The sequence below is a fragment of the Streptomyces sp. SBT349 genome (assembly GCF_001083795.1).
GTDB lineage: Bacteria > Actinomycetota > Actinomycetes > Streptomycetales > Streptomycetaceae > Streptomyces.
In genome coordinates this window covers 1-12,351 of the sequence record NZ_LAVK01000233.1, presented here as the reverse complement: position 1 = coordinate 12,351, position 12,351 = coordinate 1, and the positions used below count along the sequence as shown (strand labels likewise).

Here is a 12,351-nt window from a genome sequence, read left to right as displayed (position 1 = left end):
ACCCCCCTGGCCGTGGCGCGCTTCCTGCACGCCGAGCTCTTCGGCGCGCCGCGGGGGCCGGCCGCCGGTCCCGGTCCCGGTCCCGGCGCCGCGCACCGCCGACGAGCCGATCGCCATCGTCGGCATGGGCTGCCGCTACCCCGGTGGGGTGCGCTCGCCCGAGGACCTGTGGCGGCTGCTCGCCGGGGAGGGCGACGGCATCGGCCCGTTCCCCGACGACCGCGGCTGGGACCTGGACGGCATCTACCACCCGGACCCCGAGCACCCCGGTACCACCTACGTCGGGGAGGGCGGCTTCCTCACCGCCGCCGACCGGTTCGACGCCGCGTTCTTCGGCATCAACCCCCGCGAGGCGCTGGCCATGGACCCCCAGCAGCGGCAGCTCCTCGAAGTCGCCTGGGAGGCGATCGAACGCGCCGGGATCGCGCCCACCGACCTGCGCGGCACCGACTCCGGCGTGTTCGTCGGCGCCGCCACCCAGGACTACGGCGCCGACACGCCCGAACTGCCCGAGGGCGTCGAGGGCTACCTGATGACGGGCAACACCGGCAGCGTCATCTCCGGCCGCCTCTCCTACGTCCTCGGACTCGAAGGCCCCTCGCTGACCGTCGACACGGCCTGCTCCGCCTCGCTGACGGCCCTGCACCTGGCCTGCCGGGCGCTGCGCGAGGGCGCGACCTCCCTGGCGCTGGCCGGCGGCGTGATGGTGATGCCCTCGCCGACACCGTTCGTGGCCATGGCCAAGCAGCGCGGCCTCGCGGAGAACGGCCGCTGCAAGCCGTTCGACGCGGCGGCGGACGGCACCGGGTTCTCCGAAGGCGTCGGCGTGCTGGTCGTCGAGCGGCTGTCCGACGCCCGCCGCAACGGTCACCCCGTGCTCGCCGTCGTCCGCGGCTCCGCCGTCAACTCCGACGGCGCCAGCAACGGCCTCACCGCCCCCAACGGCCCGTCCCAGCAGCGCGTCATCGACGCCGCCCTCGCCGACGCCCGGCTCACCCCCGCCGACATCGACGCCGTCGAGGCGCACGGCACCGGCACCACGCTCGGCGACCCCATCGAGGCGCAGGCCGTCATCTCCGTCTACGGGCAGGACCGCGAGCCCGAACGGCCGCTGTGGCTCGGCTCGTTGAAGTCGAACATCGGGCACAGCCAGGCCGCCGCCGGCGTCGCGGGCGTCATCAAGATGGTGCTGGCCATGCGGCACGGCACCCTGCCCGCCACCCTCCACCTGAAGGAGCCCACCCCGCATGTGGACTGGGCCCGCGGCGCGGTGGCGCTCCTCGCCGCGGCCACGCCCTGGCCCGACACCGGCCGCCCGCGCCGGGCGGGCGTGTCGTCGTTCGGCGTCAGCGGCACCAACGCGCACGTGCTGCTGGAGGAGCCCGCCCCCGGGGACCGCGACCCCGGCCCGGACCTCGTCCCCGGCGCCGGCACCGGCACCGGCACCGGCACCGGCACCGGCACCGGCAGCGAGACGGACGCGGACGGCGGTGTGAACGCGCCCGCGCCGTTCGTGATCCTGCCCGTCTCGGCGAAGACCGAGCCCGCCCTGCGCGCCCAGGCCGCCCGCCTCGCCCACCACCTGACCGGGGAGGGCGCAGGGCAGCGGCCCGTGGACCTCGCGTACTCGCTCGCCACGGGCCGGACCGCGTTCCCCCAGCGCGCCGCCGTCACCGGCCGCGACCCCGAGCGGCTGGGCGAGGCGCTCTTCGCCCTCGCCGACGGCCGCCCGCACCCGAACGCCGCCGTCGGCGCCGCCGCCGAGGACCCCGCCGGGCCCGTGTTCGTCTTCCCGGGACAGGGCTCCCAGTGGACCGGCATGGCCACCGAACTGCTCGACACCGCCCCCGCGTTCGCGGAGCGCTTCGCCGAGTGCCGGCGAGCGCTCGCCCCCCACCTGGAATGGTCCATGGCGGACGCCGTCCGCGGCGGGCCCGGGGCGCCGCCCCTGGAACGGCTCGATGTCGTCCAACCCGCCCTGTTCTGCGTCATGGTCTCCCTCGACGCCCTGTGGCGCGCCCACGGGGTGCGCCCGGCCGCTGTCCTCGGCCACAGCCAGGGCGAGATCGCCGCCGCGTGCGCCGCCGGAGTCCTCACCCTGGAGGAGGCCGCGCGCATGGTGGCCCTGCGCAGCCAGGCGTACCAGCGGCTCGCCGACACCGGCGCCATGGGCTCCGTGCTGCTGCCCCACGAGGAGGTCGAGCCCCGCCTCGCCCGGTGGGACGGGCGGCTGTCGATCGCCGTCGTCAACAGCCCCGGCACCACGGTCGTCGCCGGCGACCCCACCGCCGTCGACGGCCTGCTGGCCGAGCTCGCCGCCGAGGGCGCCAAGACCCGCCGCCTCGCCGTCACCGTCGCCGCCCACTCCCCGCACGTCGAGGCGCTGCGCTACGAGATCGACAACGCGTTCGCCGGCATCCGACCCCGCGCCTCCGACGTGCCCTTCGCCTCCACCGTCACCGGCGAACTCACCGACACCACCACCCTCGACGCGGCGTACTGGTTCGCCAACCTGCGGCAGACCGTGCGGTTCGACCTGGGCGCGGCCACCCTGATGGCGGCCGGGCACCACACGTTCATCGAGATGAGCCCGCACCCCCTCCTCGGCCTCAACCTCCAGGAGATCGCGGCCTCGCTGGACAGGAAGACCGTTGCGCTCGGCTCGCTGCGGCGCGGCGAGGGCGGCCTGGACCGCTTTCTCACCAGCCTCGCCGAGGCGCATGTCCACGGCGTGGGCGTCGACCTGCGCGCCGCCGCCCCCGGCGGCCGGCGCGTGGACGTGCCCACCTACGCCTGGCAGGGCAGCCGCTACTGGCTGGCCCCCGGGCGCGGCGCGGGCGACCTGTCGGCCGCGGGCGCCGCGAAGGCCGAACACCCGCTGCTCGGCGCCCGCGTGGCCCTGCCCGACGGCGGGCTCGTCCTCACCGGGCGGCTCGCCGTCCAGACCGAGTCCTGGCTCGCCGACCACGCCGTCGCCGGGACGGTCCTGCTCCCCGGCGCGGGGCTGCTGGAGCTCGCGCTGCGGGCGGGCGCCGCCACCGGTGCGGGACGCGTCGAGGAACTGACCCTGCACACCCCGCTCGCGCTGCCGGACAGCGGCGGGGTGCAGCTGAGGGTCGTCGTCGACCCCGCCGGTGCGGCCGGCAGGCGCGCCCTCGGCATCCACACGCGGCGCACCGACGACGAGCCCTGGCTCCGGCACGCCGACGGCGTCCTCGCCCCGGCGGCCGACGCACCGGGAGCCGACGCACCGGGAGCCGGCGTGACGGAAGAGGACCCGTTCGCGAGCTGGCCGCCGCGCGGCGCCGAACCCGTCGGCCTCGACCACGCCTACGAGCGGCTGGCGGAGGCGGGCTACGACTACGGGCCCGCGTTCCGGGGCCTCGCCGCCGTGTGGCGCCGCGGCGAGGAGACGTTCGCCGAGGTGCGGCTGGACGACAAGCAGCGGGCCGAGGCCGCGCGGTACGGGCTGCACCCCGCGGCGCTGGACGCCGCCCTGCACGCCGCGGCGGCCGGGCGCACCGACGCCGAGGTGCGGCTGCCGTTCTCCTGGACGGGCGTCGACCTGCACGCGATCGGCGCCGCGACGCTGCGGGTCCGGCTGACCGCGCGCGGGGACGACACGATGGCGGTGGACATCGCCGACGGCGCCGGACGCCCCGTGCTGTCCGCGGACGCCCTCGTCACCCGGCCCGTGGACGTCGAGGCCGTCAGGCGCGCCGCGCGGCGGAGCGACGCCGCCCGCGACTGGCTGTACGAGACGGCCTGGACGCCGCTGCCGCCCGCGGCCCTTCCCGAGGTGGCCGCCGGACGGTGGGCCGCCCTCGGCGACATCGCGGTGGCGGAGGGTCTCCAGGCCGCCGGGGTGCCCGTCGACTCCTACCAGGACCTGGCCGACCTCGCCGCCGCCCTCGCGGCGGGCGCCCCCGCGCCCGAGCTGATCCTCGCCCCCGCCGCCGAACCGGCGCCCGAGGCCGGGGGCGACCTGGCCCGGCGCACCCACGAGGCGGCCGGACGGACCCTGGCGCTGGTGGCCGGGCTGCTGGCCGAAGGCCGCCTGGCCACCGCCCGGCTGGCGCTGCTGACCCGCGGCGCGGCGGGACCGGGCGACGCCGGGCACGCCGACCCGGCCGCGGGCGCCCTGTGGGGCCTGGTGCGCTCCGCGCAGTCGGAGAATCCCGGCCGCCTGACGCTGCTCGACATGGCGGCCACCGGGAACCCGGTGGCCTGGCGGGACGTCGCCGCCGCGCTGGCCACCGCCGACGAGTCCCAGCTGTCCGTCCGCGGCGGAACGGTCCACGCGCCGCGCCTGGTGGCCGTCCCGGCCGCCACCACGCGGGACGCGCCGCCGCGCGAGCCGCTGCCGCTGACCGGCACCGCCCTGATCACCGGCGGCACCGGCACCCTGGGCCGCCTTGTCGCGCGACACCTGGTCACCCGCCACGGCGCCACCCACCTGCTGCTGGCCAGCCGCAGCGGCGAACGGGCCGAGGGCGCGGCGGAGTTCGCCGCCGAGATGGCCGCGCTCGGCGTGGCCGTCACCACCGCAGCCTGCGACGTCACCGACCGGGCCGCCCTCGTCCGGCTGCTCGGGGACATCCCGCCGGAGCACCCGCTCACCACCGTGGTGCACGCCGCCGGTGTCCTGGACGACGGCCTCGCGGCCTCCCTGACGCCGTCCCAGCTGGAGCGGGTGCTGCGGCCCAAGGTCGACGCCGCCGTCCACCTCGACGAGCTCACCGCGGACCACCCGCTGAAGGCGTTCATCCTCTTCTCCTCCGCCTCCGGCACCTTCGGCGGACCGGGCCAGGCCAACTACGCCGCCGCCAACGCGTTCCTCGACGCGCTGGCCGAGCGCCGCCACGGCGAAGGGCGGCCCGCAACCTCCCTGGCGTGGGGCACCTGGGCGCCCGCCAGCACCATGACGGACCTCACCGAGACCGACCTGCGCCGCATGGCCAGGGGCGGCGTGGTGCCGCTGAGCGCGGAAGCGGGCCTCGAACTCCTCGACCTCGCCCTCGGCCACCCCGACCGTCCCGTGCTGGTGCCGGTCCGCCTCGACCTCGCCGCGCTGGGGGCCCAGGCGGAGGCGGCGGGCGTTCCCGTCCCCGGGCTGTTCCGCGCCCTGGTGCGGCCCTCGGTGCGCAGGGCGGCGCTCAGCGCCGTCGACCCCGGCGTCCGGCAGCGGCTGGCGGGCCTGCCCGACGGCGAACGGCTCGACGCGCTGCGCGCGTTGGTGCGCGAGCAGACCGCGACCGTGCTCGGGCACGGCGCGGCGGGGGCGGTCGACCCGGAGGCGGGCTTCGGCGATCTCGGCTTCGACTCGCTGACCTCCGTCGAGCTGCGCAACCGGCTCTCCACCGCCACCGGGCTGACCTTGCCCCCCACCCTGGTCTTCGACCACCCCACGCCCGCCGACCTGGCGGGGCGGCTGCACGCCGAGTTCGCCGCGTCCCTCGACGCCACCGGCGCCGCGACATCCGCCGCCGGGGGAGCACGCGGCCGGGCCGGTGGCGGCGGCAGCCTGCTGCCGCTGTTCGCCGAGGCCGTCGAGCGGGGCGAGATCCGGGAGTTCGTCGCCTCGATGGACGCGCTCTCCCGCTTCAGGCCGGTCTTCGACGAGGCCGGGGACGGCGCGCCCGCCGTGCGCCTCGCGGGCGGGCCGGCGGGCCCGACGCTGCTCTGCCTCCCGCCGATCATCGGCGTCTCGGGGCCCCACCAGTACGCGCGGTTCGCCGCGGCGCTCCGCGGCAGGCGCACCGTCCTCGCGCTGCCGCACCCCGGGTTCCGCGCGGGCGAACCCCTCGCGGCCACGGCCGGGTCACTGGCCAGGGCCCACGCCGCGACGGCGCTGCGGCTCGCCGACGGGGCGCCGATCGCGCTGGTCGGCTACTCCTCCGGCGGCTTCGTCGCGCACGCCGTGGCCGAGGAACTGGAGGCCGCGGGCACGGCCGCGGACCGCGTGATCCTGCTGGACAGCTACCCGCCGGACGAGACGGAGCTGCTGGAACGCCTCATCCCCGCCGTCATCCGCGGCCTCCAGGACCGCAGGGACCGCCTGCTCACCGGCGGGGACGACGCCTGGCTCACCGCGATGGGCCGCTACATGGGCTTCGACTGGACGCCGTCCCCGCTCTCCGCACCGACGCTCCTGGTGCGCTCCAGCACGCCGCTCGCCGGGATTCCCGAGGACCGGCCCTGGCAGGCCACATGGAAGCACCCGCACGACGCCGTGGATGTGCCGGGCGACCACTTCACCATGATGGAGGCCCACGCCGACGCCGCCGCCGATGCGGTGGACGCCTGGCTGAAGGACTGAAGGACCGAGAGACCGAGGAACGGACGCACGGACGAACGGACCAACGCGCCTGGCTCACCCCGGGGACCCGTGAACACGCGGGTACAGGCGAAGGCCGTCCCGCCACGCTGATCGGCGACGCGGGCGGGGGAAACGGCCGGGGGAACCGACGGACCGTCGGATGTCACGCGGACTTCAGTTCCCCGACACCGGCCCCCCGGACGATGGCCCGGCCTCGCACCGATCAGAACCGGCTTCCCTGGAGTGATGGTCATGACCCGATCCGGCACCCCCCAAGCCCCCGGGGGCTCCGCGGACGGCTGGAACCGCAGACGGTTCGCCGCCGCCCTCGGCGGCGTCGCCGGGCTCGCCGCCCTGGCACAGGTGCCGCTCCAGCGGGGCGCCGTCGCGGCGCCGCGCCGCGGCCACGACCGTTACCCCTTCGCGCTCGGCGTCGCCTCCGGGGACCCGGCGCCCGACGGGTTCGTCCTGTGGACCCGGCTGGCCCCCGCCCCCCTGGAGCGGGGCGGCGGCATGCCCGACCGGCCCGTTCCCGTCGAGTGGAAGGTCGCCACCGACGAGCGCATGCGGCACGTCGTGCGCCGGGGAACCGTCGCCGCACTCCCCGCGCTCGGGCACTCGGTGCACGTCGAACCGGACGGGCTGCGCCCCGACCGGGAGTACTGGTACCAGTTCCGCTACGGCCGGGAGGTGTCCCCCGTCGGCAGGACGCGCACCACCCCGGCGCGCGGGTCGCGGGTCGCGGACCTCTCGTTCGCCTACGTCTCCTGCCAGGACTGGGCGTCCGGCTACTACTCCGCCTACCGCAACCTCGCGCGGGAGGACCTCGGCCTGGTCGTGCACCTGGGCGACTACGTGTACGAGGGCGAGATCCCCGCCGACGGCGGCTACCGGAAGACCCCGGTCCCCGAGCACCTGCGCGCCGCGCCGAGGACACGGGAGGACTGGCGGCTGCGGTACGCCCTGTACAAGTCCGACCCCGACCTCCAGCGCGCCCACGCCCGTTTCCCCTGGATCGTCACCTGGGACGACCACGAGGTGCAGAACGACTACGCGGGCGACACCTCCCAGTACGAGGAGGACATCCGCGCCCTGCGCCTCGCCGCCTACCAGGCGTACTACGAGCACCAGCCGCTGCGGCGCGCCGCCATCCCGCGCGACGACGGCATGCGGCTCTACCGGCGGCTCTCCTACGGGGACCTCGCCGAGTTCAACGTGCTCGACGGCCGCCAGTACCGCAGCGTCCCGCCGTGCGGCTGGGGCGAGGCCCCCGCCTGCGAGGCCGCCGACGACCCGTCCGTCACGATGCTGGGGGAGCGGCAGGAACGCTGGCTGCTCGACGGCCTCGCGGACTCCTCGGCGCGCTGGAACGTCCTCGCGAACAACGTCATGATGGGGCGCCTCGACCACGACGGGCCCGCCGGGGACACCCTGTGGCACGACGCGTGGGACGGCTTCCCCGCCGCCCGCAGGCGCGTCACCGACCACCTCGCGGACGCCCGGGTCAGCAACCCCGTCGTCATCACCGGCGACTGGCACTCGACGTTCGTCAACGACATCCACCGGGACTTCGACGACCCCGGATCCGCCGTCGTGGCCACCGAGTTCGTCGGCACCTCCGTCTCGACCAACGGCGACGGCGAGGTCTACGGGCCCTACTACGGGCCGATGATCCGCTTCAACCCGCACATCCGCTTCTTCGACGGCGACCGGCGCGGCTACGTCCGGTGCACCCTCGACCGGGACGAGTGGCGCACCGATCTGCGGATGGTCACCACCGTGAGCCGCCCCGACGCGCCCGTACACACCTTCGCCTCCTTCGTCGTCGAGGACGGCACCCCCGGCGCCCAGGAGGTGTGACCCGGTCAGGAGGCGGCCACCCTGGGGTCGGCCATGCCCTGGAGGATGTCGGCGACGGCGTTGGCCGTGATGTAGACGGCGCCCAGGACGAAGGTGACCCCGGCGACCGCGGGGAAGTCCGAGACGGGGATGCCGGCCCCGAGGTAGCTGCCGAGCCCCGGCCAGCTGAACACGCTCTCCACGACCAGGACCCCGGCGAACATGAAGCCGATCTGCAATCCGCTCATGGACAGCGCGGCGTTCACCGAGTTGCGCACCACGTGGCGCAGCACCACCCGCCGCTCGGTCAGGCCCTTGGCGCGGGCGGTGCGGACGTGTTCCGCCTCCAGCGTGGTGAGCAGGCTGGAGCGGAAGACGCGCCCGATGGCCAGGGCCGGGCCCACGGCCAGCGCGAGGCCGGGCAGCAGCAGGTGTTCCAGCGCGTCCAGGCTCAGCGCCGGATCCCCGGTGAGCAGCCCGTCGAGCACCAGCAGCCCCGTGGGCCCGCCCGCCTCGAACGAGCCGCTGAGCCTGCCGCTGCCCGGCAGCCAGTTCAGGTTGAGGTAGAAGACGACGAGGCTGAAGATGCCGAGCAGGAACGTGGGCGCGGTGGACGCCAGGAACAGCACCCCGCGGAACGCCCCGGCGCCACGCCAGCGCAGCACGCTGGTGAGCGCGAACAGCACCGCGAGGACGAGGGCGACCGCGAAGGCGAAGAGCACGAGTTCCAGGGTGGCGGGGAGGTAGGTGCCGATGTCCTCGGTCACCGGCTGCTTGGTGCGGAAGGAGGTGCCCAGGTCGCCGGTCACCAGCCCGGCGAGGTAGCCGAGGTAGCGGTCGACGGCGGGTTCGTCCAGCCCCAGCCTGGCGCGTTCGGCGGCGATGGCCTCCGGCGAGGCGTTGGGGCCCAGGGTCGCGGCCACCGCGTCGGTGTTCGAGATCTCCTGGAGCACGAACAGCACGAGCGACAGCACCAGCAGCAGACCCAGGAGCGACGCCAGGCGGGCGGCGATGAAACGCGGTGTCATGATGCGGACGGACCTTTCTTCGTCTGACGGTGCCGGTGAGGGTGCCGGTGAGGGTGCCGGTGAGGGTGCCGGTGAGGGCCGGCCTCAACGGCCCCGGTGGGCCAGCAGGCTGCGCACGGCGTCCCCGGCGAGGTTCGCCACCAGGCTCAGCACCATGACGGCCAGACCCGGGATCGCCGGGATCCACCAGTGGGCCAGCAGCTCGGGCAGCCCCCGTGAGGTGTCCGCGCCCAGCTCGGGAGCCGGGGCCGACTGGCCGAGCCCGAGGAAGGACAGGCTGGCGAGGACCAGCACCACGCTCCCCACGTCGAGGCTCGCGGTGATCACCGCGGAGGGCACCACGCCGGGCAGCAGGTGCCGGACGATCAGGCGCGTTCTGCCCACCCCCGCCATCCGGGCCGCCTCCACATGAGGGCGGGCGGCCAGCGCGCGCACCTCGCCGCGGACGATGCGGGCGTAGAACGGCCACCACACGACCGAGATGGCGAGGAAGGTGTTGCCGAGCCCCGAACCCAGGGCCGCCGCCACCGCGATCGCGACCAGGGTGCCCGGCAGGGCCAGGAACAGGTCGGTGATCCGCATCAGCGCGGCGTCCACCCAGCCGCCGGACGCCCCGGCGACCAGACCGACCACCCCGCCGACCAGCAGCCCGAGGGCGACGACCGCCAGGGCCATCAGCCAGCTGGTGCGCAGCCCCAGCAGCGTGCGGGAGAGCAGGTCCCGGCCGATCCCGTCGGTGCCGAGCACGTGTCCGCCCGACCCGACGGGCGCGTAGAGCTCCCCGCTGGGATGCACCGGGTCGTAGGGGGCGAGCACCGGGGCGAGCACGGCCACCAGGGTGACCAGCGCGGCGAGGCCCAGGACCGTGAGGTTGAGCAGGCGGCCGGTGCGCAGCCCCGGCCGGGGCAGCCGCCCCCGGGTCGCGGGCGCGCCGCCCGGCGTCAGTGCCGCTTCCGCGGCGGTGGCGGCCATCAGATCTCCCCCCGGTGCACGCAGGCGACGCTGGGCCGCACGGACCGTTCGCCCCGTGGCGGGCGCGGTCCTATGGGCACCAGCTGGACCCCGGTGAGGGTCGTGGCGCACTCCTCACGGGCCACCGCGCAGCGCGGGTGGTAGGCGCACCCGCCGGGCGGGTCGATGGGGCTCGGCGGCTCTCCCGCGATGTCGGGGAGGGCGACGCCGAGTCCGGGCACGGCGGAGATCAGCGACCTCGTATAGGGGTGCCGGGGACGGGAGATGACGTCCTCGGCCGGGCCGGTCTCCACTAGCCGCCCCAGGTACATCACCGCGATCCGGTCGCCGATGATCCGGGCGACGGACAGGTCGTGGGTCACGAAGATCACCGTCATGCCCAGCTCCCGGCGGAGCCTGTTGATCAGGTTGAGCACGCCGGCCGCCAGGGAGACGTCGAGCGCGCTGGTGGGCTCGTCGCACAGCAGCACCCGGGGCGGGACGATGGTCGCCCTGGCCAGGGCCACGCGCTGCCGCTGGCCGCCGGAGAGCTCGGAGGGCTTGGCGTGCAGCGCCTCCTCGGGCAGGCCCACGGAGGTCAGGGCCGTGAGCGCGCGGGCGCGGCGCTCCGCGCGGTCCAGGCGGAGCCCGGCGAGCCGTTCGGAGAGCAGCTCCCTGACGGTCAGCCAGGGGGTGAGCGAGGCGCCCGCGTCCTGGAAGACCATCTGCACCCGGCGGCGTCCGGGGCCCTCCACGGCCCCGGTGAAGGACTTCTCCAGACCGGCGATCACCCGCAGCAGGGTGGACTTCCCCGAGCCGCTCTCCCCGACCAGGGCGATCGACTCCCCGGCCTCGACGTCGAGCGTGACGCCCCGCAGCGCGGAGAGGGTGGCCTTGCGGCCCCGCCGGTCGCGCACGGTGAAGTCGCAGTGGACCTCGGTGGTCGCCAGGATCGTTCCCCCCTCGGCGGCGCCCGGCGCGGCCGTCTCCCGTTCCGCCGCCCCGGTTCCGCCGGCGAGGGCGTCCCCGGCGAGGACGTCCCCGGCGAGGCGCGCGTGCGCCTCCCCGGCCAGGAAGCAGGCCGACAGATGGGGGGAGGGCGCGGGCGGGGCCGCCGGGGGCGGCGCCTGGGACGGCGGCGGCGGAACGTGCGGTGGCCCGGCCGCGGCCTCGGCGAGCGCGGGCAGCCCCCGCGCGCACCGCGGCTCGGCGAGCGGGCACCGGGTGCGGTAGGCGCAACCCTCGTCGTGGGCCGCGGGGGCCGACTCCACGGCCAGCGTCCGCAGGGGGGCGTGCCGGTCGGTGGCGAGGCCGAGCCGCGAGCCGAGCAGGCCCACGGTGTAGGGGTGGTGCGGCTCTTTCAACACCCGCTCGACCGGGCCGAGTTCGGCGATCCGCCCCGCGTACATGACCGCGACGCGGTCCGCGATCTGCCCGGCGACGCCCAGGTCGTGCGTGATCATCAGCACGCTGCACCCGATGTCGTCCCTCAGCCCGCGCAGTACCCGGAGGACCTGGGCCTGGACCGTCACGTCGAGGGCCGTGGTCGGCTCGTCCGCGACGATGAGCCGGGGGCCGCCCGCGATGGCCATGGCGATCATCACCCGCTGCCTGAGCCCGCCGGAGAGCTCGTGCGGGTAGGAGCGCATGCGGCGTTCCGGCTGGGGGATGCCCACCGCGCGCATCAGCCGGACCGCCTCGGCCGACGAGCCCGCGGCCTCGGCGACCTGGTCGCCGATCCGCATGGTGGGGTTGAGCGAGGTCATCGGGTCCTGGAACACGACGCCCAGGTCGGACCTCCTGGCGCGCCGCCGGTCGGCCTCGGGGCCCGCGGCCATGTCCACGCCGTTGACGGTGAGCGTGCCCGAGACCCGGGGCGCGGACGCCTGGGGCAGCAGGCCGAGGAGCGCCAGGCTCAGCACGCTCTTCCCCGAGCCCGACTCCCCGACCAGGCCGAGGATCTCGCCGCGCCTGATGTCGAGATCGACGCCCTTGATGACCGGGGAACGGACGCCGCCCCGCGCCAGGCTGACGCGGAGGTCGCGGATGGACGCGACGGGTGTCGCCGACGGGTGTGCGGTGTCGGTGTCGGTGTCGGTGTCGGTGTCGGTATGAGTGTCCTGCAACGTGGTGCGGAGCATGTCTGACCTCACGGGGACGGGTCGTGGACGGGGTCACGGGAGGCGGGCGCGGACGGACGGAGTGGGGCCGGGG

Annotated in this window: 5 protein-coding genes; 2 read left to right on the top strand and 3 right to left on the bottom strand. The window is 76.0% G+C overall.

Annotated features, from left to right (window positions below):
• The first annotated feature begins 124 nt into the window (after window positions 1-124).
• A complete protein-coding gene (locus ADY01_RS41360; RefSeq protein ID WP_053171167.1) occupies window positions 125-6,319 on the top strand; it encodes a type I polyketide synthase in 6,195 nt (2,064 codons plus the stop codon).
• A 252-nt stretch (window positions 6,320-6,571) separates the two neighbouring features.
• Window positions 6,572-8,179 carry an alkaline phosphatase D family protein gene (locus ADY01_RS24550; RefSeq protein WP_049577812.1) on the top strand — a complete coding sequence of 536 codons (1,608 nt, stop codon included), beginning with the start codon at window positions 6,572-6,574 and terminating at the stop codon, window positions 8,177-8,179.
• A 5-nt stretch (window positions 8,180-8,184) separates the two neighbouring features.
• Here the strand turns inward: ADY01_RS24550 and ADY01_RS24545 are convergent, their stop codons facing one another.
• From ADY01_RS24545 to ADY01_RS24535, 3 genes are all read right to left on the bottom strand, one after another.
• Window positions 8,185-9,186 carry an ABC transporter permease gene (locus ADY01_RS24545; protein ID WP_049577803.1) on the bottom strand — a complete coding sequence of 334 codons (1,002 nt, stop codon included), beginning with the start codon at window positions 9,184-9,186 and terminating at the stop codon, window positions 8,185-8,187.
• An 84-nt stretch (window positions 9,187-9,270) separates the two neighbouring features.
• Window positions 9,271-10,158: an ABC transporter permease gene (locus ADY01_RS24540; RefSeq protein ID WP_053171164.1), complete on the bottom strand. Its 888-nt coding sequence runs from the start codon at window positions 10,156-10,158 to the stop codon at window positions 9,271-9,273.
• Complete coding sequence (locus ADY01_RS24535) at window positions 10,158-12,278, bottom strand: ABC transporter ATP-binding protein (RefSeq protein ID WP_063784339.1); 2,121 nt, start codon at window positions 12,276-12,278, stop codon at window positions 10,158-10,160. Before ADY01_RS24535 ends, ADY01_RS24540 begins: the two co-directional genes overlap by 1 nt.
• Window positions 12,279-12,351 lie beyond the last annotated feature (73 nt).